This is a genomic window from Paenibacillus shenyangensis, assembly GCF_000346635.1.
GTDB lineage: Bacteria > Bacillota > Bacilli > Paenibacillales > Paenibacillaceae > Saccharibacillus > Saccharibacillus dauci.
This window is the reverse complement of sequence record NZ_AOIG01000016.1, coordinates 153,330-180,188: the sequence shown is the minus strand read 5'-3', so window position 1 is coordinate 180,188 and position 26,859 is coordinate 153,330. Positions and strand designations below refer to the sequence as shown.

Sequence of the window (26,859 nt, the reverse complement as noted above, 5' to 3'; positions counted from 1 at the left end):
TGCCTGTTCTCAACCTGTAGATTACTGTTAATAACGCATAGAAGCCTCTATGCAATAAGCTAGAAGCTTCTCTGTATAAATAGGTTACTCAGTAGCACAATTGTTCAGGTCAGCCAGCCTCCATTGGGACTGACGATCTGCCCGGTCATATAACCGGACTCGGGCAATGACAAAAAGTACACCATGGAGGCAATCTCATCCGGCTCTGCAATACGTCCAGCCGGGATATCTTCCTCCAGCATTTGCAATTCATCCTGCTGCAAATGAGCAATCATTTCAGTCCTCACTGCTCCAGGTGCAATAGCATTGACTGTAACACCGGATGGAGCCAGCTCCTTCGCAAGCGCTTTGGTGAAAGCGTTCACGCCGCCTTTGCTCGCCGAATACAGTACTTCACACGATGCTCCTGTCATTCCCCATATACTTGATACATTAATAATACGTCCATACTGCTGACGAATCATATACGGCATAAAAGTTTGTGAGCACAGGAACACAGCCTTGAGGTTAGTAGAAATTACTTCGTCAAATTCTTCGTCACTCATATCAGCCAGCATACCATAGTGGGATATCCCTGCGTTATTAACCAGAATATCCGGCTGCATATTATGCAATTCCAGCTTCTCCTGCATACGGCGGATATTCTCGCGGCTGCGCAGATCAGCAGATATGGTAAGCACCCGGACGCCGTATTCCAGACAACTCCGGGCTACTTCATTGGCCTGTTCATGGGAGTGGCGGTAATGAACCACCACATTCATACCAGCCATCGCAAATCTTTTCGCGATGGCTGCCCCTATTCCCCGACTGGCTCCAGTGACAAGTACTGTCATTTCGGAAAATAACTTGCGGTCTCCTATACGCTCTTCACTCATGGACTAACAACTACTGATACTGCCAGTTGATCCCAATTCATATGATCGCGCAGACGCTGGTTGACATCTTCCAGAGTAAGAGATTCATAAATCGGAAGTATAGCAAAGAAATCACTATCTTTAAACCGATTACGGGTAAATTCATGAGCAATACTTTCCGGCGAGTTTAGCAGACGCAGATAATTACCGATACGCTTGCGCAAAGAGCGATCAAATGCTTCTTGGCTAAAGCCGGTTTCGACTATTTTACCGATCTCTTCCTGCAGGCGCTGTACAAGCAGTTTGGGATCACGTGTATCGCCGCCAATCATGGAGTAGGCATATTCCGATGTACCGGTATAATCATAGCCAAAGTCGTCTGAGATCAAATCTTCATCATACAGCTGTTGATACAAAGCCGTACTGTTACCGAGCAGCAGATCCAACATTAGCTTGGTCACCAGATTTTTGCGCTGTAATGCTTCTCCGGTAAGACCGTCTGCTGTTTCCTTGAATCCCATGAGGAATTTGGGCTGGGATACGGGAAGCTTGATTTCTTTCCATTTCTCCCCGACTGCTGCTGGCTCTTGTTCGAAGTAGCGGTTAATCTGACCTTGAGGCTCATAATTTTTGGCGGCCTGGTTACGACGTACCTGTTCAATCACCTGCTCCGGATTCACACCTCCTACTACAAACAGCATCATATTAGATGGATGGTAAAAGGTATTGTAGCAGCTGTATAGCGTATCTTTGGTAATCTCGCTAATCGATTCAATGGTACCGGCAATATCAATACGCACTGGATGTTTCTGGTACATCGCTTCAATCAGTCCGTAATAGACACGCCAGTCAGGATTATCATTATACATCTGGATTTCCTGACCGATAATTCCTTTTTCTTTATCCACATTCTCTTTGGTAAAGTATGGATTCTGCACGTAATCTAGCAGAGTATTGAGATTGTCTTCAATTTGTTCCGTAGCGGAAAACAAATATACCGTTTGATCGAAGCTGGTAAACGCATTGGCCGATGCTCCCTTGGCGGAGAACTTGGAGAATACATCCACACCATCCGGCTCTTCGAACATTTTATGTTCCAAAAAGTGAGCTATACCATCCGGTACCTGTATTTCTTCTTGTCCTTCTACCTGGAAATGGTTATCGACAGAACCATAACGCGTTGCAAAAGTAGCATAGGTTTTCTGGAATCCTTCTTTGGGAAGCACATATATTTCAAGTCCATTATCCAACTTCTCATGGTACAGTGTTTCCTGTAAACGGTCATAACGAATACTTTCCATTATAGTTACGCCTCCTTCTGCCCTGTCAAAAAGTAAATGGTATCCAGTTGGAGTACACTGGAAGCTGCCTGAATCTCGTCTGCAGTAATGTGCTCGATCGCTGTAAGCAATTCATCCACACTGCGTTCCTTATCAGAGAACAATCCGTTAAAGTCATAAGCGATCATCTGGTACGCCGAGTCTCTCGATTCCAGCAGATCATTGCGGATCAATGCCTTGGTTTGTGAAATCTCGGATTCACTAATATCACCAGCCTGCAGATTGGCAAGCTGCTGACGAATAATTTCCAGCGCTTTATCAAAATTCTGTAATTCAATACCAGATTGGATAGTTGTAATGCCTTTGTACGGATCAAAGCGTGAACCTACATAATAAGCGAGGCTTTCTTTTTCACGTACATTCATAAACAGCTTGGAATGCGGGAATCCGCCCAGAACTCCATTGGCTACAAGCGCAGCGGCATAACGCTCATCGCTATACGTAATCGGCGTGCGCAGACCCATATTCAGTTTCCCCTGACTAACTGCCATTTCCTCTACGACCTGTCGTACTTCGGGAGCAGCCGGACGCGGTACTGCCGGTGTATACATGACCGGAGCAGAACGGTTCACCTGGAAATGCCGGCTGACCAGCTGCATGACTTCATCCAGTGTAGTATCTCCTACGATATACAGATCCATGCTGCTGTTAGAGAGCCATTGCTGATACTGTTCATAGATGCTGGCACCATCCAGCTGATCAAGTACATCCATTTTGCCAAGTGCACTTAAACGATATGGTTCGTCTTTGCACATTTCCTGAATACAGCGCTCTGCTGCATATCGTATTTTGTCATCAATGACCGCTTCCATGCGTTTGCGTACATTTTCGCGTTCAGCTTGAACATATTTATCACGGAAACGATTATTTTCCAGTACAGGACGCGTAACGGTCTCTCCCAGAAAAGCCAGCGAACGTGACAGCAGTGGTTCGTCCGAAGCTACAAATGAATCATTGATTGTATCCATACGCAACTGCGCCATCTGGTAATCGCCTTTTTTATATACATCAAATCCAAAACCTGCTCCATACATATTCTCCAGTGCTTCACGGAAACTGGTTGTCTCTGGATAGGTCTCTGTTCCTCTACGCAATATAAACGGAATCAGCGCTGTAGGTGTTACTGTATCTTCTGCAAGTGGTACACCCATATAGAGGGATACCGCAAATGTTTTAAAGCGTGTTGTCGGCATGACATGCACACGGATTCCATTCACTTCACCGCGTTCAAATCCTGTAGTATTCAACGTCAAAACCCCTTTATCGAGCAAAATTGATGAAACTGTCGTACTTACTATTTTATACTACCCCAATTGCAAGAAGCAAACCGTATCCTTTCCTGCCTCTTGTTCCTCTGAGTCTTCTGTACCGGAAAAGACTTGAATAACCTATGACCCGGGTCTGAATTTGAATCCATACTTGCAAGCTCATTTTGTTACCCGGGCTTTTTATGTTAAAATCGAGACTCTGGTATACATAGGCCTTCATTATTACAAAATTAGTGCTCTGGGGAAATCGCACGAAACTATTTATGAAATCACCGCGTCTATATACATAGGATAACCAGACGAGGGAAGGCCTATCCAAATTCACAACAGAAGGAGTTAGATGAACAAACATGAAACTCAAAAAAAAACCCGTGATTATTGCCACTGTGTCTGCTCTTGCTATTTCCGGAAGCATTTTTGCCAATAGCACCTATGCTTCGCAGGCTACACAACAGCTGAAGGCTGCTTATAACAATATCAAGGTTATGTACAACAGCAAAGAAGTAGCAATTGACCCGGCGTACGAACCATTTATGGTCAACGGAACTACATACATCCCTCTGCGGATGATGGGAGATGCCTTTGACAAAAAAGTAACCTGGGATAATACAAACAAAATTGTAAGTGTAGCGGATAATACTCCAGCTATCCCACAAACGACTGTAGATTCACTGAATGCACAAATTCAGAGTCTGCAGACCCAGCTGACTACTGCCAATTCTCAAATCACTGCCAAAGATGCGTCTATTACCGATCTGAATAACCAGATTGCTACGCTCAAAAAAGAAAATGAAAAACTGAACGATGAAATCGATGATAAGGGTGGTTCCAGCAGTACAACGATGACCCGACTGGAAAAAGACCTCAATAGCGAATATGGTGATTACAAAGGTACAGGTGCCGATATCGATCTGAGCGGTAGTTCCAGCAAAGTCAAAGTTACTATTACAGTGAATGAAAATTCCTGGAACGATACGTCCACTTCTAATCGCAATAAGCTTCTACAGGGTATTGCTGATGATATTAGAGACAACAGATCTTATGATAGTGCGAATATTACGGGAAATGTAGTCAACAAAAACTCCAAAACGCTGATTACTTTCAAAACCAACAGCAGCGGTACAGTAGTATTGGGTTCTACTGTTAATCTTACTGATCTGCAAAAACAGCTAAATGATAGCTTTGGCACTTATCAAGGCATCAAGCTGAGTCTTGAAGTTTCCAATTCGGATGATGAATCTGTAGTATTCCGCGTTTATGTGAACAAATCGGATTGGAATTCGCTTTCTTCCTACCAGACGCGTAATGTGCTGAACAGCATTGCCAGCGATATCGACAAAGCTTATGGTAATCTGGGCTTTGACATCTACGGTTTTGTGTATGACAGCTCCAACCGCAGTTCGGTTATTCAAAGATACGAATAAGATTTACAATGAATAAGAAGCTGTATAGTTATTGAACGATTGATCGATCTACTACAAGCCCCTCTTCTATCGTATTGGAAGAGGGGCTTTTTATGTTATATAACTCTTATAAGCAGGCTACCTAACTGCATTAGATTAGTTTGATGCATTATCTATTTAGTACAATATAAGAGACACTTAATAAAAAAGCCGCCTGTCCATAAATAATGGTGGACAAGCGGCTTTTTATTAGCTTTAGTTACTTCTGCTATATTTCATTGGTGTATTAGCTACCGGTATTGATCTGATGATACTGTTCCGGCGAAATAAGCACTTCACGCGGTTTGCTTCCCTCGTATGGACCAACTACACCATGGGCTTCCAATGAATCGATCAGACGTGCAGCACGTGTATAACCGACACGCATCCGACGCTGCAGAAGCGATACCGAGGCCTGCTTGGCTTCGATTACAATCTGCATCGCTTGATCATAAAGTTCATCCTTCTGTTCATCCATTGCAGCAGCAGTATCGTCAATTTCCGGAACGATATCATCATTATACTGGGCTTCACCCTGACTGCGGCAGTATTCTACAATCGTCTCGACTTCCTGATCCGACATAAAGGCTCCCTGTACACGTACCGGCTTGGAAGAACCAACAGGCATGAATAACATATCGCCTCTGCCCAGCAATTTCTCGGCTCCACCCATATCCAGAATCGTCCGGGAGTCAATCTGGGAAGAAACTCCAAAAGCAATCCGGGACGGAATATTGGCTTTGATTACCCCTGTAATAACATCTACCGAAGGACGCTGGGTAGCAATAATCAGATGAATTCCGGCTGCCCGTGCCATCTGGGCCAGACGGGCAATCGCATCCTCCACATCTCCTGCTGCAACCATCATCAAGTCTGCAAGTTCATCGACAATAACAACAATATACGGCAGAATCGCATCGGGATTATCTTTCATCAGATTGTTATAACCTTCCATATTGCGCGTGCCCGATTTGGAAAAAAGATCATACCGTTTTTCCATTTCCACTACTATTTTCTTCAACGCCAGTGAAGCGCGGCGCGGATCGGTAACGACCGGTGCAAGCAGATGCGGAATACCATTATAGATATTAAGTTCGACCATTTTGGGATCGACCATCAGGAATTTCACTTCATCCGGCTTGGCTTTGTATAGAATACTCGTGATAATCCCGTTAATACATACTGATTTTCCTGATCCTGTAGCACCAGCTACCAGCAGATGGGGCATTTTGGCCAGATTACCGACAATGGTCTGTCCAGCGATATCGCGTCCAAATGCAATTGACAATTTGGCTTCGGATTCTTTGAAAATCTGGGTCTCCATAACTTCACGCATTGTGACCATAGAGACTTCATTATTTGGCACTTCAATACCAATAGCGGACTTCCCTGGAATTGGCGCTTCCATACGGATATCCTTGGCTGCCAGAGCCAGTGCAATATCATCGGTCAGACCTACAATCCGGCTTACCTTGACGCCTACATCCGGCTGAATCTCATAACGTGTAACCGCAGGTCCACGGACCACTTCCAGTACTTTTGCTCTTACGCCAAAGCTCTCCAGTGTAGTCTCCAACTTGCGGGCGATTACCATGTAATCATTCTGATCGCTGGCACTGGCAATATTTTTGGGCATAGCAAGCAGCTGGAAAGGCGGCAGCTTATAAGGTTTCGGTGGTGGCGGTGCAGGAACAGGTATTACTTCTTGTGCTTCAGAATCCCTGTTTTCTACGGCACCACTTTCTGTTTGTTCGTTAGCTTCAACCGTAAGTCCTTCAGCGGTACTCTGATCACTCAAATCTGTCCCTGAAGCCATCCTGCTGTTCGGAAAACTGGCTGCTCCCATATCTGCTGACAGTACAGCCGAATCGGGTGAGGATGCAGAATGATCGAGACTGTAATCTGGATTGGATTCGCTTGATGAAGACAAAGGTTCTGCTCCATGATCTTCCGGCTGATCTCCGGAGCGTTCAGAACGAATTTGCTCAAAAAAGTCCCTGATAATCAGAGGCTTCTCACGTGTTGCAGAATCAGACTGTAGGTCGGGCTCCATCTGAGCATTATCCCACAGATCCTCTTCATCCTGTACTGCAGAGACCTGCTGTGTGTCTTTTACCGAAGAAGTTGCTGCTGTCTTGCCAACATGCTCGGCAGCTGTATATGCTTTTATAGTTTCTTTTAGATGATCAGGTACATTTCCATATACAGTTTCTGCCTCTTCGATTGGATCAGGCTCAGAAGCCGATTTGCGTCCCCATGCGAATAATCCTTTTTTCTTATGAGGATGATCTTCCTCGTCAGCATACTCTTCTTCCGATTCATCATAGGATTCCAGCTCTGCTGCTTCTGAAGCCAGTTCGCGTTCACGACGCTGTTCGGCGAGAGCTTCACGAGAAGCGTTCCATTGCGACTGTACAGCTGTTCCTGCTTTGGCTCCATACATACGCATACGTTCCAGTAAATCGACCACAGACAGCTGAGTGATTAGCATCAAGCTGATCACCAGCATAACTCCGGCGATTAATTTGGTGCCAATCACACCAAACAGCATCATGAACAGCCACATCTGTACAGCACCAACATAACCTCCCGCCGCCTGCCGTGCTGGTAGTGAGAGTAGCTGATCCTCTGGTACATAAAGGAGTACACTCCATAGCGTCAATGTACATACAAGCATAACCAGACCGCTCCATCGACTGTTCCATCCCTGTGCCCAGCGCTGCCGCAGCATGGTCATTAATCCGATATAGGCTCCCGCCAGAGGAAGTACAAAGTACATTTTCCCCAGAATAAATGACGTTATGTAATATAGAAAATGTCCGACAGCTGCCTGACGGGATAAAGCAATGACCGATATCGTAATGAGAATGATTCCGTAAATTTCATATTTTAACAGGCTCAGTGCGGGAGCCTTGGGTTTACGTTTACGGCTTGTTGTTTTGCGCCTTGTCGTCTGCGTAGTTTTGGTTGTTTTGCGCGCAGTGGATGGCGGCGATTTGCGGGTTGATTTTTGTGTTGTTTTAGGTTTATCGGCCGTTTTGGTCTTAGCCACCTGTCACCACCTCCAATGCATTATTATATCACACTCTACCCGGTATAGGGCTCCTTTGTACCGGTATATTTACTACTGGATTCTCATAACATTACGATCTGGTTTCATTCATTTTTCATTCATCCAAATTGCAATAAAACTTTAGATTTTTGATTTTGGACATGACAAAACCCCTGTCCTCGCATGGGACCGTCCAATATACCATGCGAGGAGCAGGGGCGACTGGTTGCCTCTTACTCGTTATGCTTATTTAACATGTGATTAAACTTCCATAATGATTGGCAGAATCATAGGTCTACGGCGTGTTTGCTCATACAGGAAGCGGCCCAGTGCGTCTTTTACGCTAGTCTTCAGGGAAGCCCACTCATTTACATTTTCACTCATCAGACGCTGCAGTGTGCTGGTTACGATGCGGTTCGCTTCATCCAGTAATCCTTCGGATTCACGTACATATACAAATCCGCGGGAGATGATATCCGGACCGGATACGATCTGGCCGTTCTGCTTGCTCAGTGTAACTACAACGACCAGGATGCCATCCTGAGACAGCAGTTTGCGGTCACGCAGTACGATATTACCTACATCACCTACACCCAGACCATCGATCAGTACGTTACCGGAAGTAACTTTACCGGCTTTGCGTGCAGAGCCACCATGGATCTCTACTACATCACCAATATCTACGATAAAGATGTTATTAGGATCTACACCAACGGATTCGCCCAGCAGAGCATGTCTGCGCTGCATACGGTATTCACCGTGAATCGGCAGGAAGAATTTTGGTTTCATCAGGTTAAGCATCAGTTTGAGCTCTTCCTGGGAACCGTGACCGGATACGTGAACGCCCGGGTTAGCACCGCTGTAAAATACGTTAGCACCAAGACGGAACAGCTCATCGATTGTACGGCCGATATATTTTTCATTACCCGGTACTGGTGTAGCCGCAATAATAACGGTATCTCCAGGCAGGATATCTACTTTGCGATGTGTGGAACGGGCCATGCGTGTCAGCGCTGACATCGGCTCGCCCTGGCTGCCAGTGGACAGGATAACAACACGGTCCGCTGCCATTTTATTTACTTCTTCAGGCTCAATCAGCATTCCATCCGGAATCTCCAGATAACCCAGATCTTCGGCAATGCCTACTACGTTAACCATACTGCGTCCGATAACGGTAACTTTACGGCCTGTAGCTGCTGCTGCATTGATAACCTGCTGAATACGGTGTACGTTGGATGCAAATGTAGCTACAACCACACGCTGTGAAGCTTTGCGGAAGATATCTTCCATTACAATCCCTACGTTTTTCTCGGAAGGCGTGTACCCTGGTCTGTCAGCATTGGTACTGTCGGACAGAAGCGCCAGAACGCCTTTGCTTCCGATTTCAGCCATGCGCTGCAGATTGGCAAACTCATCATTGACCGGAGTATGGTCGAATTTGAAGTCACCTGTGTGTACAACGTTTCCTTCCGGGGTAGCCAGGCAGATACCGACGGAATCCGGAATACTGTGATTGGTACGGAAGAACGTAGCTGTCAGGGTGCTGCCTAGCTTCACTTCCGAATCTTCATTAATCAGAATCCGTTTGGTTTCGCCAAGAAGGTTAGCTTCCTTCAATTTGTTCTCTACCAGACCGATAGTTAATTTGGTACCGTATACAGGCACATTCAGATGTTTCAGTACATACGGCAATCCGCCAATATGATCCTCGTGACCGTGTGTTAAAAGGATACCGCGAACTTTGTCACGGTTCTCTGTCAGATAAGAAATGTCTGGTATAACGATATCAATACCCAACATATCTTCTTCCGGGAATTTGAGACCGGAGTCTATTACGACAATATCATTTCCATACTGGACAACATACATGTTTTTACCAATTTCACCGACGCCGCCCAGCGCAAAGATCGTCAGTTTTTCGTTGTTTGTTTTTTTGGACAATGTAATCTATACCTCCTATGAATGTTGGACGTCGTTTTAATATTTATAAACAAAAAATGATACACTTATACATACGTTATTTGGCAAAACTAACCAAAATGTTGGCTATGACAATATAAACTGGCTGTTCCGCCAATTGAATATGCAAGAAACCAGCATCCGAAAGTTTCATTTTCTTGCATGGTTTGCCGATTTTACCGAACGCTCTGCCTGACAAAGAATTCTATCAGCAAACTCTATTACTTTATACCGCACCCAGTCACTTGAGAATATTATACATGATTAAAAAACAAAAACACAAGTCATGTTTATTGGATGTTATTATAGCGTATGTAAAATCCTTTTGTAGCAAGGAATTTCCGCTCTCCCAAGATAGAGTTCCTTTTCTTCTCGAGAAGTTCTGTACAGATTCTATCCGTTTATTTGCATAAAAATAGCCGCCTGTTCCCAGACGGCCATAATTACTGTATTCAATACTACTGGTGAATCTATTGAAAAGGTCATCTTACCCCTTGCCCATTAAATTACAGCAACGCATCGATAAATTCACGTTCAGCAGCAGATGGAGCCAGCAAAGGCAGACGTACATTACCATTGCCGTATCCTCTTTGGAACATCGCATATTTCACTGCAGCCGGGTTAGGCAATGGATCCGGGCAAGCAAATAATCCCTGGAACAAAGGCAGCAGTTTTTGATTGATATGAGCTGCTTTTTGATAGTCTCCCTGCAGATGTGCCTGAATCATCTCGGCCATCTCGTCACCAGCTACATGGCTGGCTACACTGATAACACCATAAGCACCCACTGCAATCGCAGCAAAGCATGTTGCATCATCACCGGAATATACCCGGAATCCTTCAGGAGCATGTCCTGTAATATGTGTAACCTGCTCGATCGTGGCACACTCCTTGGTTCCAACGATATTATGGATCTCTGCCAGTTTCAGTGTCGTTGCTGCTGACAGACTGACTACGCTGCGTCCGGGTACATTGTAAAGAATAACCGGCAGCTCTGTCGCTTCGGCAATTGCTTTGAAATGGGCATACAGACCTGCCTGGCTAGGCTTGTTGTAATAAGGTACCACAAGCAGTACACCATCTACACCCAGCTTGGCTGCTTCCTGTGTCAGATGAATAGAGTGTTTGGTATTGTTACTACCGGTTCCTGCAATGATCTTGCAGCGACCCGCTGCATGCTTGACAGCAAAATCAAACATCTCCAGCTTCTCTTCGTCGCTGAGTGTTGGTGATTCACCGGTTGTTCCACATACGACGAGCGATTCCGACTTTTGCTCATTGATCAAATAATCTATTAGCCGGCCTGTCGCTTCCCAGTCGATCTCATCCTGATCATTAAAAGGAGTAATCATTGCCGTCATTAATCTTCCAAAATCCACCACTAAACTTCCTCCTTCGATAGAGGGCCTGCGCCCATCAGACATGCAGCTGGAACTGATTATGCAGCGCTCTTACGGCCTGCACCATATCTTCCTTTTTTACCAGCACCCATATGGTAGTATTGGAATCTGCTGATTGCAGAATAGATATATTCTGTTCACTAAGTGCTGCAACAATCCGGGCCATAATGCCTGGCACTCCGTTAATCCCGCCTCCGACAACAGATACTTTGGCACAGCCGGACAAGATCGAAGGACGAAGATTCATCTCTTCCAGTACAGCCTGTGCACGCTGCGCTTCATTGTCGAACACGGTATATACCGCACCATAAGGGGTAACATTAATAAAGTCTACGCTAATCCGGTTTTCAGCCATGGACTGAAATACTTTGAGCTGCAGCTGATCAATGCCTTCCTGCTGTCCTACGGTAATCTGGGTCACATTATTTACATAGGTAATCCCGGTTACGAAACGGTCTACGACACCACCAGGTGAATCTACAAACTGTTCCGGTTGGGTAACCAGCGTGCCTTCCCCTTCTGCAAATGTGGAACGGACACGTACAGGTACCTGTGCCTGCATTGCAATTTCCACAGCACGCGGATGAATAACCTTGGCACCCTGATGAGCCATATTGCAGATTTCTGTATAGCTCACATAAGTAAGCGGCTTGGCGTCTTCCACAATACGCGGATCAGCGGTCAAAATGCCGTTTACATCTGTATAAATATCTACCATGTCGGCATGCAGTGCAGCACCAAGCGCTGTAGCGGATGTATCGCTGCCTCCGCGTCCGAGAGTAGTCATATCTCCCAATTCACTTTGCCCCTGAAAACCGGTCACAATAACTACTTTGCCGGCTTCCAGCTCGCGCAGTACCCGATCCGGACGCACTGCCAGAATGCGGGCATTGCCAAAATTATCATCTGTAATAAAGCCGGCCTGAGCTCCTGTAAGAGCTACAGCAGGTATGCCTTCGCTGGACAGCATGCCGCTCAGGGTAACCGCAGATATAATCTCTCCGCATCCCATCAACAGATCACGTTCTCTGGCTGATGGAATACTGCCGTTTAACGCTGTACTATCCAATAACGTATCTGTTGCATAAGGATCACCGCTGCGTCCCATCGCGGATACAACAACAACAAGCTTGACCTGCTTGGCAAGCTCTCGTCTGATATGACGCAGCACATGCTCTCTCGCTTCAGGAGTGGAGAGCGATGTACCGCCGAACTTTTGTACCAGTATATTTTGTTTTTGCATTAAAGTTGCCATAATGACAATATGCCTCCGTTAGCTGCTAACTGCTGCTGTTTTTGCTGCAATGATCTCGGCGATTTGTACAGCATTCCATGCTGCGCCTTTGAGAAGGTTATCGGATACAATCCACATATTCAGACCGCGTGCATCTCCCAAGTCGCGGCGCAGACGACCGACAAACACATCGTTTTTGCCTGCGGCTTCGGTAGCCAGCGGATACGCCTGATTGGATGGATCATCCACAAGAGTAACGCCCGGCGCATTCTGGAGCAGCTGCTTTACTTCGTCCAGATCAAAGTCTTGTTTGAGTTCTACAAAGACGGATTCGGAATGACCATATACGACAGGAATACGTACACACGTCGTTGTTACTTTGATCGATTCGTCTTCCATGATCTTCTTGGTTTCCCGTACCATTTTCATTTCTTCCAGTGTATAGCCGTTATCCTGAAATTTATCAATCTGCGGGATCGCATTAAATGCAATCTGGTGTTTAACCGGCAACGAACCAACTGGCAGAATATCCGGTTCTACGGTTTCGTTATCCAGTACCGATTTGCTTTGACGTTTCAATTCTTCAATAGCCTGGTTGCCTGCTCCGGATACCGCCTGGTAGGTAGACGCAATAATGCGTTCGATACCATAACGATCATAGAGCGGCTTCAGTGCAGCCACCATCTGAATAGTAGAACAGTTCGGATTAGCGATAATTCCCTTGTGATCAGCGATACGATCGGCATTGACTTCCGGCACGATCAGAGGCGTATCCGGGTCCATACGATAGGCATTCGTATTATCGATACATACTGCGCCATGACGAACAGCATGTGGAGCCAGTGCCTTGCTGATATCACCGCCTGCACTGAACAAAGCGATATCCACACCTACAAAACTGTCAGGGGTAGCTTCTTCCACAGTCACTTCCTGGCCTTTAAAAGTAACCTTTTTACCGGCAGAACGTGCGGAAGACAGCAGCTTCAGTGTCTTCACCGGGAAATCCCGCTCTTCAAGCAATCTTACGATTTGTTGTCCTACTGCTCCTGTCGCACCAACGACAGCTACATTAAAGAATTGATTAGACATCTAGCATCTCTCTCCCCTTTGGTATTCCAGAGTCTATGTACAACAAGACCTGATCAAATACACAAACGGCGGTCTTTTACAGACCACCGCAGACCCTGGCCGGCTTGCACCGGAATATAATTTCAGTATCCTGCAATAATTGTAGAAATGATATCATTCCCTGTTATATCTTTCAACTGTTTCGCAAAAATGAATTTAACACAATAAAGTATTACTTCGTTCCTGTATGTCCGAAACCGCCTGCTCCACGTACAGTCTCCGATAATTCTTCTACCTGAATCAGGTCGGTATCAGGTACGGTCTGGAATACCATCTGTGCAATTCGCTCGCCGCGATTGATCACAAACGGTTCCTGCCCCAGATTAATCAGCAATACCTTGATCTCTCCGCGATAATCTGCATCGATGGTTCCGGGTGTATTCAGGCAGGTAATGCCATGTTTGAAGGCGAGTCCGCTTCGAGGACGAATTTGTGCTTCCAATCCGGCTGGCATTGCCAGCGCGATTCCGGTAGGTACCAGAGCACGTGTGCCGGGTTCCAGTGTCATCGGTTCGGTGACCGATGCATACAGATCATAACCGGAAGCAAGTTCCGACATTCTCCGTGGAAGTTCCAATCCTTCGCTTCCAGGAAGGGTTTTGATTTCTACTTTAATGGACAAGTTCATCTCTCCTTACATGTGCAATGCTTTTATCCGATCCGCCAACCATTGCCAGAGCATACGGTTCAGCGAACATATCGTCAATGACTGAACGAATATCTTCCATCGTCACTTCTTCGATATAGCGGATTGTCTCGTCTACGGTATTATGCTTTTGCAGCATAATCTCGTTTTTGCCGAGACGGTTCATAATACTGCTGGTGCTCTCCAGACTGAGAATCAGACTGCCTTTGAGCTGCTGTTTGCCCTGCTCCAGTTCTTCTGCTGTAAGACCATTTTGCTTGAGATCCTGTAACAGCGCATGAGTCAGTTCAAACACATCTCCGGTCTGCTTCGGTGCTGTACCTGCATAGATGGTAAACAAGCCACTATCAGCATGAGCCGTATAATAAGAATATACCGAATAGGCCAGTCCACGCTTTTCCCGGATTTCCTGGAACAGTCTGGAGCTCATACCTCCACCGAGTGCATTGTTAAGTAGTACCATGGCATAATATCTCGGATCATCTATTTTACCGCCAGGGAAGTTCATACAGATATGATTTTGCTCCGTTTTTTTCTTGCGGAAAATAACTTCTCCTTTAAAAACAGGTGCTGTTACAATCGGCTCCGGTCCATGTACATCAAAATCACCAAAATACTTGTCCAGCAGTGGAACAACACTATCATCGATATTACCGGCAATGCTGATCACCGTATTTTCGACCGTATAGCGATCTTTCATAAACAAACGCAGCTGTTCCGGCCCCATTGGTTTCAGACGTTCTTCTGTGCCGAGGATCGGATAGGCCAGTGGATGATTGCCATAGGAAGCCATCGTGACCAGGTCATGCACCAGATCGTCGGGATCATCCTCATACATGGAGATTTCCTCCAAGATGACGTTTTTCTCTTTGGCCAGTTCATCAGGGTCCAGTAGGGAATCGAAAAACATATCGGATAAAATATCCAGTGCAATCTCCAGATGTTCATCGAGCACTTTGGCATAAAAACAAGTATATTCCTTACTGGTAAAGGCATTTACATTACCGCCGATACCATCGAAAATCTCGGCAATCCGTTTGGCGTCGTAACGCTTGGTGCCTTTGAACAACATATGTTCAATAAAATGCGAAATTCCATTTGTCACCAGACTTTCATTGCGTGATCCGGTTTTGATCCAGATCCCGAATGTGACAGAACGGAAAGTAGGCATTTTTTCCATAACTATTCGAAGACCATTATTCAGTTGTACCCGTTCCATAGGCGGACCTCCCGTTTCATAAATGCATTCCTATCCTAACAGAATATGAGTATTGACTCAACATGATGGAATGAAAAAAAGAGACAGAAGAATTTCTGGCTCTTTTGGTTACTGCTATGAAGATGCGTTGTATAAAGGAATGGATTAGGAATTCGTTTTTTCGGATGTTTCTGCTGTCAGCAATACTTTGCGAGACAGGTTCACACGGCCCTGGTTATCGATTTCCGTAACTTTAACGGTAATCATATCTCCAATGGCAATAACGTCTTCCACTTTGGCTACACGCTCTGTAGAGAGCTGTGAAATGTGTACCAGACCATCTTTACCCGGAAGAATCTCTACGAATGCGCCAAACTTCTCGATTCGTTTTACTTTACCCAGGTACGTCTCGCCTACTTTCACTTCACGAACCAGATTTTCGATCATGGTTTGTGCTTTCTGGATCATTTCTTCATCGGACGAACCGATAAAGACGCGACCATCCTGCTCGATATCAATTTTCACGCCAGTTTCATCGATGATTTTGTTGATAACTTTACCACCGGGTCCAATAACGTCACGGATTTTATCCGGATTGATATTGATAATAACGATTTTTGGAGCATACGCAGACAGGCTCGTTCTTGGCTTGTCCATGATCTCATTCATTTTGCCAAGGATATGCAGTCGTCCTTCACGTGCCTGTGACAATGCTTCGGACAGGATCGCACGATCGATACCGTTGATTTTGATATCCATCTGAATAGCAGTTACGCCTTCAGCTGTACCGGCTACTTTGAAGTCCATATCGCCGAGGTGATCTTCCATACCTTGAATATCGCTCAGAATAGATACATGATCCTGATCTTTGATCAGACCCATTGCAATACCCGCTACTGGAGCTTTAATCGGTACACCCGCATCCATCATAGCCAGTGTGCTGGCACAGATACTTGCCTGAGAAGTAGAACCGTTGGATTCCAGAACTTCGGATACTACGCGAATCGTATAAGGGAATTCTTTTTCGGAAGGAATCACTTTGGACAATGCGCGTTCACCCAGTGCACCATGACCGATTTCGCGGCGGCCCGGCGGACGAAGTGGACGTGCTTCCCCTACGCTGAACGGCGGGAAATTGTAATGATGCATAAAGCGTTTGGATTCTTCTGGTGCAATACCATCCAGAATCTGTACATCGCCCAGTGCACCCAGTGTACAAATGCTCAGTACCTGTGTTTGTCCACGTGTGAACAGACCGGAACCGTGCGTTCTAGGCAGCATTTTTACATCACATTCGATTGGACGAATTTCTTCCAGACGACGTCCATCCGGACGTACTTTGTCATGGGTAATCAAACGACGTACTTCTTCTTTGACGATATCATGAAGGATTTCCTTCACATCATCCATCAGATCAGGAGTCTCGGCATACAGCTCTTCAAAATGAGCTACAGCTTCGTCGTTTACTTTGTCGATCGCTTCCTGACGTGCCTGTTTTTCGGCAATTTTCAGCGCATCAACCAGACGTGCAGATGCATATTCACGAACAGCAGTATTGGCATCACTGTCTACCGTATGCAGTTTTACTGCCATTTTCGGTTTACCGGCGACTTTAACCAGCTCTTCGATAGTTGCAATAATATTCTGGATTTCGCTGTGACCAAACATAATCGCTTCCAGCATGATATCTTCCGGCAGCTCATTAGCTTCGGCTTCTACCATCATGATTGCGTCTTTGGTACCGGCTACTACCAGATACATTTCGCTTACTTCCTGTTGTGCCAGTGTAGGGTTAACGACGAATTCGCCATCTACACGACCTACAGCTACGCCACCAATCGGTCCGTCAAACGGAACATCCGAAATGCTAAGTGCTGCGGAAGTACCGATCATTGCAGCGATCTGAGGCTCACAATCCTGTTCTACGCTCATTACGTAGTTGGCTACCTGTACATCATTACGGAAGCCTTCCGGGAATAATGGACGAATCGGACGGTCTGTCAGACGGCTTGCCAGAATAGCTTTCTCGCTCGGTCTGCCTTCACGCTTGATAAATCCACCTGGAATCTTACCTACAGCGTACAATTTTTCCTCGTAGTTGACTGTTAACGGGAAAAAGTCCAGATCTTTGGGTTCAGAGGAGGCTGTTACTGTACACAGTACCGATGTGTCACCGTAGCGTACCATTACGGCTGCGTTAGCCTGTTTGGCCAAACGGCCGGTTTCCAGTATCAGAGTTCTGCCTCCGAGCTGCATTTCAACTCGCTGTTCCATGAAATTCCTCCTTTTTAGGTCATCATCACTATTCTATAATCAAATCCAAATTCCCTGCCGGAAATGATAATCCATAACTTCAAAAATATGTGTACTTACAAAAAGCAACCCGGTCGTTGCCGTTGGCTCCGAAAAGACCATACGGCTGAACAACCAGGCTGCTTTGGAATTGCTTTAGTTTTAGCGACGAAGGCCGAGTCTTTCGATCAGCGCGCTGTAACGTCTAACATCGGTTTTCTTGAGGTAAGCCAGAAGCTTACGACGTTGACCTACCATTTTCAGAAGACCACGACGGGAATGATGATCCTTTTTGTGGCTGCGGAAATGATCCTGCAGGTTAACGATGTTTTCAGTCAGGATAGCGACTTGTACCTCTGGAGATCCTGTATCGGACTCGTGAGTTCTGTACTCTTCGATCAGCTGTTGTTTACGTTCTTGAGTTAATGCCATCCTATTCACCTCCTTAGAATTTTCATAATAATAACCACTAGCCTCGTTATCGGCGGTGAGACTCGAGTAACCAAGCTAAGGTTGTGTTGACTGTTTACTTGAAACAGCAACGTTAATCAGTATAGCACAACCTGATCGGGAATATCAATGTTGTACTCTAAATTTATTACGGATAAGTGCAAAGAAATCAGATCAATCGTCTTCTGGCTTCTTCGGCATCCAGTCTGATCTGGGTAACCAGTTCGTCAATCGAACCAAACTTTTGCTCCGGACGGATATAGTCAATCAGTTCTGCAGCCAGCTGCTGACCATACAGGTCTCCCTGATAATCGAAAATATGTGCTTCAAAGCTAGGACGTGTCTCTCCGGTCTGGAATGTAGGCTTGTAGCCAATATTCATGACGCCAGCACGCCATGCGCCTTCTGCCATTACCCTTACGGCATACACACCTGATTTGGGTACAACATACTTTTCGCTTAAATCCAGATTGGCGGTAGGGAATCCGATCGTCCGACCGCGCTTGTCGCCATCAATAACGGTTCCACGGATCTGGTAGGGACGACCCAGCAGACGGGCTGCCAAGGCAGCATCCCCTTCACGAAGCGCACGGCGAATCGCTGTACTGCTGACTTTGGTTCCTTCCAGCTGAAAAGCAGGCACGGTATCCACTTGCATGGATTCCTGTCCCAGCTCCCGCAGAAGCTCGGGAGTACCTGCACCTTTGTGACCAAAATGGAAATCAAAACCGACTACTGCCGTATGCACTTTGAGAGGACGCAGCATTTCATAGTAGAATTGCTCCGGTGTTACCGTCGAGAAAGCATGATTGAATTGAGCAACATACAGTGTATCCACACCCATGTTACGTAAAATCTCTTCCTTGATGGACAGAGGCGTCAGATAACCTTCATAATCTCCTTTGCCCAGAATTTCTTTGGGATTGGGATTGAAAGTCATGACCGAGGCTGCTATGCCAAGGCTTCTGGCCAGACGGATTCCGTGTTCAATCACACTCGTATGTCCAAGATGCAATCCATCAAACTGACCGATCGCCATGATCTGACTGTGGTCTGCATGAGGTCTGCTGCCCTCTGCCCAGGGATAGGATAACCTTACGATATTCACTATGATATCACCTGCATTTCCGCAATTAGTTCATTTCAGCTCTGCTGCCTGTATTGTAACTCATGAAGATAGCTTCACACTAGGCAGGCAAAAATACCTTTACAGGCACAATTTGTCCTGTCTGTTCATCTTTACGGAAAATTCCGATAAAAATCTGCTCCGGGCCATATAGCTTGAACAAGCTCATATCATTCTGTTCAGGCAGGTTAGCTGGAGGAGTGCCAGATACCGAAGCATCTTCTACAGGATGAATATGACGCTTATCGATCTTTTTGCCCTGCAGTGTTGAACGATATACTTCTTCATCAACTGTAAATGAAGGCAGCTCGGACATAGCCTGATCCGCGGGGATAAGATGCTGCTCTAATTCACCGTTCTGCACAAGCTCTTCGATCTGTTCAAAAGTCAAACATTGCTCCAGACGAATTCCTGCCGACTGTGTACGCACCAGCTGTACCATCGTGGAAGGAACATGCAGTGCACGCCCCACGTCCACACAAAGTGTGCGGATATAGGTACCTTTGGAACACAGTACACGGAACGATACTTCCGGATGGATACCCGGCTTCCAGCCTGTCATTTCCAGACTGTAAATGGTCACTTCACGCGCCTTGCGTTCAATCGTCTTTCCTTCACGCGCCAGCTCGTACAGACGCTTGCCGTCCACTTTGACAGCAGAATACATAGGTGGCACTTGAGATATAGTCCCGATCATGCTCTGCAGCGCCTCGTGCACCTGTTGCTCTGTCAATTGTACTTCGTCCACCTGCTCGGTAATCTCACCTGTGAGATCCTCCGTATCGGTAGCAATACCAAAGCGCAGAGTCGCCTCATACTCTTTGGGCATTTCCTGCAAATATTCCACAATACGTGTAGAACGTCCCAGACATAGCGGCAGCACACCGGTAACAGCTGGATCAAGTGTACCGGTATGACCGATACGCTTCATACTCACCAGACGGCGGACTTTGGCAACTACATCATGGGAGGTAAATCCTGCCGGCTTGTGTACCGCCAGTACTCCGTCAAACTGATTCATAAGGACTCCTTCACCCGCTGCACTACTTTTTCTACAACTTCATCCAGACTGCCTTCGAGCCGGCATCCTGCTGCCTTGATATGTCCACCACCGTCAAAATGTTGAGCAATCGCGGCTACATCCACTTTGCCGGCAGAACGCATACTTGCTTTTACCGCATTATCGTTGATTACTTTGAAAAAGATACCGACTTCTACACCCTGTATGTTGCGCGTGAAGTTAACGATTCCTTCCAGATCCTCGTTCTCTGCCCCTGACATAACCATGTGCTCTGGCGTAACATGCACATAGGCAATTTTGCCGTCTGCAGTCAGTTCCAGGGTAGACAAAGCAAGTGCAAGTACTTTGACCTGAGCCAATGTCACTTCTTCCAGCAGCGTCTCTGCCAGTTCTGGACCGTTCACTCCCAATTCCAGCAATCGGGAAGAAATCTCCATTACTTTGGGAGAAGTACTGGAATAGCGGAATCCGCCCGTATCTGTCAGCAGGCCTGTATAAATGGCCTCTGCTGCCGCAGTGGTCCATTCTACATCAAAGCAGTTAATCCAGTCATAGAGTACTTCAGCTGTAGCCGCAGCATCGGGCTTGATCACATTAACTGTGCCATATCCGTCATTGGTCGGATGATGATCTATGTTCAGAATAGCGGCGGATTCTGCCATCCATTCCTTTACCATGCCTACTCGCTTAAAGTCTGCACAGTCGACGCAGATTATGTTCTGATATTCACGTTGTCCGCCATCAGACAACTGGTTGATAATCTGATCCGACAGTGTAAGATAGCTCATACGCTTCGGGATCGGACCTTCATTTACCAGTGTGAATTTTTTGCCCAGACAAGACAGAAGCCAGCCCACTGCTACAGTGGAACTGACTGCGTCTCCGTCCGGCTGAACATGCGAAACCACCAGAAAATCATCGTGCTTCTCAACGAATGCTTTCGCATCCAGAAGCGCTTGTTCATAGGTTTGCATTGCCGTCTCCTTTGAAGTTACTCTTTGGAAGAATCTTCATCACGGTGGATCTGATTAATCAGCTGGTCAATCCGGTTGCCATAGGCAATGGACTCATCAAACTTGAAAATCAGTTCCGGTGTATGACGCAACCGGATACGCTTGCCGATTTCGGAGCGCAGGAACCCGGATGCTTTTTCGATTCCTTTCAGAGAACCTTGTTTTTGTTCATCATCACCCAGTACGCTGAGGTATACCTCAGCTTGGGAGAGATCATTGGTAACATCTACACCTGTAACGGTCACAAAACCGATACGCGGATCTTTGAGTTCATTTTGGATCAGCAGGCTCAGCTCTTTTTTGATCTGCTCGCCTACACGTCCTGTTCTAATCTTAGCCATTTCTTTTCACCTCGCGATTAGCGCTCTACAGCTTCCATGATAAAGGCTTCAATTACGTCGCCTTCTTTGAGATCATTGTAGCCGTCCAGCGTAATACCACATTCGTAACCTTGTGCCACTTCTTTGGCGTCATCTTTGTAGCGTTTGAGGGAATCGATCTTACCCTCGAAGATAACGATACCGTCGCGGATCAGGCGGGTTTCGGCAGATCGAGTGATTTTGCCGGAAGTAACCATACAACCTGCAATCGTACCAACTCTGCTGATTTTGAATGTGCTGCGGACTTCTGCATGTCCAATAACAACTTCTTTGTATTCCGGATCGAGCATACCTTTCATAGCCTGCTCAATTTCTTCAATAGCATTGTAGATAACGCGATGCAGACGGATATCTACCTGTTCCTGATCAGCGGTTTGTTTCGCTTGTACATCAGGACGTACGTTAAAGCCGATAACGATCGCATTGGAAGCTGCGGCCAGGATAATATCGGATTCGTTAATTGCACCTACGCCGCGGTGGATAATCTTGACGCGAACGCCTTCCACCTCGATTTTTTCCAGAGAGCCTTTGAGAGCTTCCACGGAACCCTGTACGTCACCTTTGATGATGACATTCAGATCTTTGATTTCACCGTCTTTGATATGTTGGAACAGATCATCCAGCGTTACACGCGTATTCGCGCCCAGCTCGGATTGACGATGTGTAATTGCACGCTTGTCGGCAATCGAACGTGCTTTGCGCTCGTCTTCGAATACCATAAATGGATCGCCCGCTTGTGGTACTTCTGTCAGACCGGTAATTTCTACCGGTGTAGAAGGACCAGCTTCTTTGAGGCGGCGTCCTTTATCATTTACCATCGCACGGATACGTCCGAAACAGTTACCTGCAACAAAAGCGTCTCCGACTTTGAGAGTACCATTCTGTACCAGAATACGAGCTACCGGACCGCGTCCTTTATCCAGTTCGGCTTCGATAACTGCACCACGGGCACGTTTGTCCGGGTTCGCTTTGTAGTCGTTCACTTCAGCGATCAGCAGAATCATTTCCAGCAGTTCTTCGAGACCTGTACGCTGCTTCGCAGACAAGTTAACGAAGATGGTGTCTCCACCCCACTCTTCCGGTACGAGTTCATACTCGGTGAGCTCTTGTTTTACTTTATCCGGATTCGCACCCGGCTTATCGATTTTGTTGACAGCAACGATAATTGGCAGACCTGCCGCTTTGGCATGGTTGATTGCTTCTACCGTCTGTGGCATAACGCCGTCGTCTGCTGCAACCACGATGATTGTAATGTCAGTTACCTGTGCACCACGAGCACGCATAGCAGTAAATGCTTCGTGACCAGGTGTATCCAGGAACGTAATTTTTTTCTTGTTAATTTCTACCTGGTATGCGCCGATATGTTGAGTAATACCACCTGCTTCGCCGCCTGTTACGTTCGTGGAACGAATAGCATCCAGCAATGTGGTTTTACCATGATCGACGTGACCCATGATGGTTACGACCGGCGGACGTGCTTTCAGATCTGCTTCATCATCGACTTCTTCCACTGTCTCGAAGCGATCATCTTCCACTGCGATCTTCACTTCTACTTCTACGCCATAATCATCAGCAAGCAACTGGATAGTATCCAGATCAAGCTCCTGGTTGATTGTAGCCATAACGCCGCTGCTAATCAGCTTTTTGATAACTTCGGAAGCATCTTTGTGCAGCAGTTTGGCTGTCTCGCCTACTGTCATCTCACCGCGAACGATGATTTTCTTAGGCGTGTTATCGATTTTCTCGCGTGGAGGCTGATTGTAGTTTTGGTTACGTCCGCCACGGCCTTTGCCGCCACGACCATTACGGTTACCACCGCCACCACGATTGTTATCGAAACGGCCACCACCGCCACCGCTACCACCACGGTTATTGTTGTTACGGTTACCGCCGCTGTTGCCGCCACGATTACCACCAGAGTTGGAAGCTGAACCTGTGCCACCGCTATTACGGTTGCCGGAAGCATCACTGCTCTGTGCAGTTCTTACTTGACCGGAAGGCTGACGATTCTGGGAACTCGATTGAGGGCGGGAAGCTGCACTGCTAGGCTGACGATTGCCACCCTGGCTATTGCTGTTACTGCGGTTACCCTGTTGACCCGTGGAGGATCCACCCTGGGAGCTGCGGTTGCCCTGTTGGCTAGATGAAGATCCGCCTTGTGCACTACGATTACCTTGTTGACTGGACGACGAGTTAGAGCGGTTACTGCTTGTACCGCTTTGGGACCTAGTATTCCCGTTGGTTGAGTTGTTCTGATTTTTTATATCCATACCTACCTGCTTTTCCTGTCTATTTTTTTCGCGTGACGTCGAAGAAGCGTCCGCTATGGTTGACTGTCCATTGCCTTGTTGCTCTGCATTGGACTTGATATTTTTAAAAAAACCTTCGACTTTGGTAACAGCGTCATTTTCCATAACGCTCATATGATTGTTGACCGGTACATTCAGCTTTTTCAAGATCGTAATGATTTCTTTGCTGCTCATATTGAGAGATTTCGCATATTCATAAACTCTCAGTTTATCCTTCTGCTCCTGTGTGCTCAATATATTCCACCTCCGACGAATCCCCTATTCGTTTGCGGAGAAGCTTGGCGAACCCGTTGTCGGTTAATGCCAGCACGACACGGCCATCCTTTCCGATGCTTGTTCCCAACTGATCACGATCATAGCCGATCAACAGCGGGATATGGTAACTACTGCACTTATCACGGAATTTCTTTTGCGTGTTGGCTGAGGCATCACCCGCCAGTACAACAAGTGAAGCGTCGCCGGAACGAATCGCTTTGAGAACGAGTTCGTCCCCGGATAATACTTTACCAGCCCGCATTGCAAGACCGAGTAGGGATAATTCGTTATTCATTAGCGTCTCTCTCCTGCACTGAACTAAAATTGCTTTCTACGCTGCTAAATTCGCTGGCAAGCCGTTCATATATTTCCGGACTTACCGGCACTTTGAGTGCGCGATCAAACGCACGACTCTTCTGTGCCAGCTGAAAGCAGGCCATATTGCCGCATACATAGGCGCCACGACCTGATTTTTTACCGGTCAAATCAATCTCTACCGTTTCTTCCGGTGTACGAACAATGCGCACCAGTGTTTTCTTGGGCATCATTTGCTGGCAAGCCACACATTTGCGCAGCGGTATCTTTTTGGTTTTCAATTATACCATCCCCCTTCAAACTTAGGAACTCTCCCGATTGCCATCGTGCACACACATCAGAACGGCCCTGGCAAACAGCGGCCTGTAAGAGTCCAATTCTGCAAGTAATGGGAAAGGTTAGTCCACCGATACGGAATCCTGATGCATTTCTTCGCCCATTTCTCTCGGACGGCCGAATTCCTCTTCTGCCTGAGTCTCGCTCTTGATGTCGATTTTCCAGCCAGTCAGTTTGGCAGCAAGACGCGCATTCTGACCTTTGATACCGATCGCCAGGGACAGCTGGTAATCCGGCACAATCACACGAGCCATCTTCTCTTCCTCGAATACTTGAACTTCGAGTACTTTGGAAGGACTGAGTGCATTGGCCACATATTCTTCCACGCTCTCCGAATAACGAACGATATCGATTTTCTCACCGCGCAGTTCACCGACGATGGTCTGTACACGTATTCCGCGAGGTCCTACGCATGAACCGACCGGATCAACTTCTGCATTGCGGGAGTAAACCGCAATTTTGGAACGGAAGCCGGCTTCACGAGCCACCGAGCGGATCTCTACTACGCCATCAAAAATTTCAGGCACTTCCAGCTCAAACAGACGCTTGAGCAGACCCGGATGTGTACGTGAAAGTATGATCTGAGGTCCTTTGGTTGTGTTTTCCACTTTGGTGATGTAGGCTTTGATGCGCTCGTTCATGTTGAACTTCTCATTCGGCATCAATTCGGTTAAAGGCAGTACAGCTTCTACTTTACCCAGATCCACGTAGATGTTGCGTGCATCCTGACGCTGTACAATACCGGTAACAATATCTTCTTCTTTATCAATAAAAGCGTTATAAATGAGCCCGCGTTCAGCTTCACGGATACGCTGTGTAACAACCTGTTTCGCCGTTTGCGCAGCAATACGCCCGAAATCACGTGGAGTGACTTCGATCTCGGCTACATCTTCCAGTTGGAAGTGCGGGTTAATCTCACGAGCGGAAGCAACCGAAATCTCTGTACGCTCATCCAGTACTTCTTCTACAACCATTTTACGGGCAAAGACTTTGATCGCCCCGGTGTTGCGGTTCATATCGACCCGCACGTTTTGCGCAGTGTTGAAATTGCGCTTGTAACTGGAAATAAGCGCTGCTTCGATCGCTTCGAATAGAATATCCTTGCTGATCCCCTTTTCGCGTTCCAGCTCATTCATTGCTTCAATAAAATCCATACTCATGGCTTTCAAGATCCCCCTTTCAAAAAACTACCGTTTTAAAAAATGATTGCCAGTCTGGCGCTGGCTACTTTTTCATATGGAATAGTGTAACGTTTCTTGCCCGCTTCAATGAGCATGTCATCATTATCGAATGAGAGCAACCGTCCTTCAAATTCCTTTGATCCATCTACTGGTTCATATGTTGTTACAAATACATCTTTTCCTACTGCTTTGAGAACATCCGACTCTTTTTTGAGAGGACGTTCAGCTCCCGGTGAGGAAACTTCCAGAAAGTAAGGATCTTTGATCGGATCATTGGCATCCAGCTTCTCACTCAAATACTCACTAACCCGGCCGCAATCATCGATATCGATGCCGCCTTCTTTGTCTACAAATACGCGCAGAAAAAAGTTCTTACCTTCTTTTACATATTCCACATCGACCAGCTCAAACCCATGTTCCTCCAAAAATGGCTGTACCATTTCCTCGACGGTCGTTTTAATCTTTGGTGTACTCAAACAATCCAACCCTCCATCGCCTTTAGAATCCTTTATTCAAATGAGCGCTGCCGAATGGCGTATAACTGCTGCATCTTAAAGAAAATCGAACCAAATAAAAATCTTTCGGTTCGATCTTTTCCATAGGCTATACCGTATACCTGAATTCAACAACCTCATACCAAACAGTAAAGAGTGGGTTTCC

The 26,859-nt window shown here is 46.5% G+C and carries 22 protein-coding genes; 1 reads left to right on the top strand and 21 read right to left on the bottom strand.

Features of this window, described 5'->3' with window-relative positions:
• Positions 1 to 104: 104 nt before the first annotated feature.
• Genes ymfI through yfmF form a run of 3 tightly spaced genes read right to left on the bottom strand, consistent with a single transcriptional unit; the run spans position 105 to position 3,441 of the window.
• Positions 105 to 875, bottom strand: coding sequence for an elongation factor P 5-aminopentanone reductase (gene ymfI / locus H065_RS0114170; protein WP_026136232.1), 771 nt, complete (start codon positions 873 to 875; stop codon positions 105 to 107).
• Positions 872 to 2,155: an EF-P 5-aminopentanol modification-associated protein YfmH gene (yfmH, locus tag H065_RS0114165; protein WP_017813737.1), complete on the bottom strand. Its 1,284-nt coding sequence runs from the start codon at positions 2,153 to 2,155 to the stop codon at positions 872 to 874. The genes ymfI and yfmH overlap by 4 nt, the downstream gene beginning before the upstream one ends.
• 5 nt (positions 2,156 to 2,160) lie before the next feature.
• On the bottom strand, positions 2,161 to 3,441 hold the full coding sequence (gene yfmF, locus H065_RS0114160; RefSeq protein ID WP_017813736.1) for an EF-P 5-aminopentanol modification-associated protein YfmF: 1,281 nt from the start codon (positions 3,439 to 3,441) through the stop codon (positions 2,161 to 2,163).
• 371 nt (positions 3,442 to 3,812) lie between these two features.
• On the opposite strand from yfmF, the gene H065_RS0114155 reads away from it, so the two are divergent.
• On the top strand, positions 3,813 to 4,886 hold the full coding sequence (locus H065_RS0114155) for a stalk domain-containing protein (RefSeq protein ID WP_017813735.1): 1,074 nt from the start codon (positions 3,813 to 3,815) through the stop codon (positions 4,884 to 4,886).
• Positions 4,887 to 5,151: 265 nt separating this feature from the next.
• Here H065_RS0114155 and H065_RS0114150 read toward each other — a convergent pair whose 3' ends face one another.
• The 18 genes from H065_RS0114150 to rimP all read right to left on the bottom strand — a co-directional run bounded on the left by H065_RS0114150 (position 5,152) and on the right by rimP (position 26,675).
• A complete protein-coding gene (locus tag H065_RS0114150; protein WP_017813734.1) occupies positions 5,152 to 7,956 on the bottom strand; it encodes an FtsK/SpoIIIE family DNA translocase in 2,805 nt (934 codons plus the stop codon).
• 261 nt (positions 7,957 to 8,217) lie between these two features.
• Positions 8,218 to 9,897: a ribonuclease J gene (locus H065_RS0114145; RefSeq protein WP_017813733.1), complete on the bottom strand. Its 1,680-nt coding sequence runs from the start codon at positions 9,895 to 9,897 to the stop codon at positions 8,218 to 8,220.
• Between the two features lie 524 nt (positions 9,898 to 10,421).
• Positions 10,422 to 11,297: a 4-hydroxy-tetrahydrodipicolinate synthase gene (gene dapA, locus H065_RS0114140; protein WP_017813732.1), complete on the bottom strand. Its 876-nt coding sequence runs from the start codon at positions 11,295 to 11,297 to the stop codon at positions 10,422 to 10,424.
• A gap of 34 nt (positions 11,298 to 11,331) precedes the next feature.
• A complete protein-coding gene (gene dapG / locus H065_RS0114135) occupies positions 11,332 to 12,570 on the bottom strand; it encodes an aspartate kinase (protein ID WP_017813731.1) in 1,239 nt (412 codons plus the stop codon).
• 18 nt (positions 12,571 to 12,588) lie between these two features.
• On the bottom strand, positions 12,589 to 13,638 hold the full coding sequence (locus tag H065_RS0114130; RefSeq protein WP_017813730.1) for an aspartate-semialdehyde dehydrogenase: 1,050 nt from the start codon (positions 13,636 to 13,638) through the stop codon (positions 12,589 to 12,591).
• 211 nt (positions 13,639 to 13,849) lie between these two features.
• The gene (dut, locus tag H065_RS0114125; RefSeq protein ID WP_036629987.1) at positions 13,850 to 14,305 is read right to left on the bottom strand and encodes a dUTP diphosphatase; all 456 of its coding nucleotides are present in this window, start codon (positions 14,303 to 14,305) and stop codon (positions 13,850 to 13,852) included.
• Positions 14,289 to 15,542: a M16 family metallopeptidase gene (locus H065_RS0114120; protein WP_017813728.1), complete on the bottom strand. Its 1,254-nt coding sequence runs from the start codon at positions 15,540 to 15,542 to the stop codon at positions 14,289 to 14,291. Before H065_RS0114120 ends, dut begins: the two co-directional genes overlap by 17 nt.
• Positions 15,543 to 15,686: 144 nt before the next feature.
• Positions 15,687 to 17,795, bottom strand: a complete 2,109-nt coding sequence (gene pnp / locus H065_RS0114115; RefSeq protein ID WP_017813727.1) for a polyribonucleotide nucleotidyltransferase — start codon at positions 17,793 to 17,795, stop codon at positions 15,687 to 15,689.
• 180 nt (positions 17,796 to 17,975) lie between these two features.
• The gene (gene rpsO, locus H065_RS0114110; protein WP_017813726.1) at positions 17,976 to 18,245 is read right to left on the bottom strand and encodes a 30S ribosomal protein S15; all 270 of its coding nucleotides are present in this window, start codon (positions 18,243 to 18,245) and stop codon (positions 17,976 to 17,978) included.
• Positions 18,246 to 18,432: 187 nt separating this feature from the next.
• On the bottom strand, positions 18,433 to 19,371 hold the full coding sequence (locus H065_RS0114105; RefSeq protein WP_017813725.1) for a bifunctional riboflavin kinase/FAD synthetase: 939 nt from the start codon (positions 19,369 to 19,371) through the stop codon (positions 18,433 to 18,435).
• Positions 19,372 to 19,450: 79 nt separating this feature from the next.
• On the bottom strand, positions 19,451 to 20,410 hold the full coding sequence (gene truB / locus H065_RS0114100; RefSeq protein ID WP_017813724.1) for a tRNA pseudouridine(55) synthase TruB: 960 nt from the start codon (positions 20,408 to 20,410) through the stop codon (positions 19,451 to 19,453).
• Positions 20,407 to 21,384: a DHH family phosphoesterase gene (locus H065_RS0114095; RefSeq protein WP_017813723.1), complete on the bottom strand. Its 978-nt coding sequence runs from the start codon at positions 21,382 to 21,384 to the stop codon at positions 20,407 to 20,409. Before H065_RS0114095 ends, truB begins: the two co-directional genes overlap by 4 nt.
• A gap of 17 nt (positions 21,385 to 21,401) precedes the next feature.
• Positions 21,402 to 21,764, bottom strand: a complete 363-nt coding sequence (gene rbfA / locus H065_RS0114090) for a 30S ribosome-binding factor RbfA (protein ID WP_017813722.1) — start codon at positions 21,762 to 21,764, stop codon at positions 21,402 to 21,404.
• A gap of 17 nt (positions 21,765 to 21,781) precedes the next feature.
• Positions 21,782 to 24,346, bottom strand: a complete 2,565-nt coding sequence (gene infB, locus H065_RS0114085; protein ID WP_017813721.1) for a translation initiation factor IF-2 — start codon at positions 24,344 to 24,346, stop codon at positions 21,782 to 21,784.
• Positions 24,321 to 24,662, bottom strand: coding sequence for a YlxQ family RNA-binding protein (locus tag H065_RS0114080; RefSeq protein ID WP_017813720.1), 342 nt, complete (start codon positions 24,660 to 24,662; stop codon positions 24,321 to 24,323). Before H065_RS0114080 ends, infB begins: the two co-directional genes overlap by 26 nt.
• Positions 24,655 to 24,963 carry an RNase P modulator RnpM gene (rnpM, locus tag H065_RS0114075; protein ID WP_017813719.1) on the bottom strand — a complete coding sequence of 103 codons (309 nt, stop codon included), beginning with the start codon at positions 24,961 to 24,963 and terminating at the stop codon, positions 24,655 to 24,657. Before rnpM ends, H065_RS0114080 begins: the two co-directional genes overlap by 8 nt.
• Before the next feature lie 117 nt (positions 24,964 to 25,080).
• Entirely contained in the window at positions 25,081 to 26,178 is a 1,098-nt protein-coding gene (nusA, locus tag H065_RS0114070) for a transcription termination factor NusA (protein ID WP_017813718.1), read from the bottom strand.
• A gap of 35 nt (positions 26,179 to 26,213) precedes the next feature.
• On the bottom strand, positions 26,214 to 26,675 hold the full coding sequence (gene rimP / locus H065_RS0114065; RefSeq protein ID WP_017813717.1) for a ribosome maturation factor RimP: 462 nt from the start codon (positions 26,673 to 26,675) through the stop codon (positions 26,214 to 26,216).
• Between the last annotated feature and the right edge of the window lie 184 nt (positions 26,676 to 26,859).

Coding starts and splice junctions, on each gene's coding strand:
- H065_RS0114155 (WP_017813735.1), top strand. CDS start 3,813: ATGAAACTCAAAAAAAAACCCGTGATTATTGCCACTGTGTCTGCTCTT.
- rpsO (WP_017813726.1), bottom strand. CDS start 18,245: ATGGCATTAACTCAAGAACGTAAACAACAGCTGATCGAAGAGTACAGA.
- truB (WP_017813724.1), bottom strand. CDS start 20,410: ATGAATCAGTTTGACGGAGTACTGGCGGTACACAAGCCGGCAGGATTT.
- H065_RS0114130 (WP_017813730.1), bottom strand. CDS start 13,638: ATGTCTAATCAATTCTTTAATGTAGCTGTCGTTGGTGCGACAGGAGCA.
- ymfI (WP_026136232.1), bottom strand. CDS start 875: ATGAGTGAAGAGCGTATAGGAGACCGCAAGTTATTTTCCGAAATGACA.
- H065_RS0114120 (WP_017813728.1), bottom strand. CDS start 15,542: ATGGAACGGGTACAACTGAATAATGGTCTTCGAATAGTTATGGAAAAA.
- yfmH (WP_017813737.1), bottom strand. CDS start 2,155: ATGGAAAGTATTCGTTATGACCGTTTACAGGAAACACTGTACCATGAG.
- dut (WP_036629987.1), bottom strand. CDS start 14,305: ATGAACTTGTCCATTAAAGTAGAAATCAAAACCCTTCCTGGAAGCGAA.
- pnp (WP_017813727.1), bottom strand. CDS start 17,795: ATGGAACAGCGAGTTGAAATGCAGCTCGGAGGCAGAACTCTGATACTG.
- rbfA (WP_017813722.1), bottom strand. CDS start 21,764: ATGGCTAAGATTAGAACAGGACGTGTAGGCGAGCAGATCAAAAAAGAG.
- H065_RS0114080 (WP_017813720.1), bottom strand. CDS start 24,662: ATGAATAACGAATTATCCCTACTCGGTCTTGCAATGCGGGCTGGTAAA.
- dapG (WP_017813731.1), bottom strand. CDS start 12,570: ATGGCAACTTTAATGCAAAAACAAAATATACTGGTACAAAAGTTCGGC.
- H065_RS0114095 (WP_017813723.1), bottom strand. CDS start 21,384: ATGCAAACCTATGAACAAGCGCTTCTGGATGCGAAAGCATTCGTTGAG.
- nusA (WP_017813718.1), bottom strand. CDS start 26,178: ATGAGTATGGATTTTATTGAAGCAATGAATGAGCTGGAACGCGAAAAG.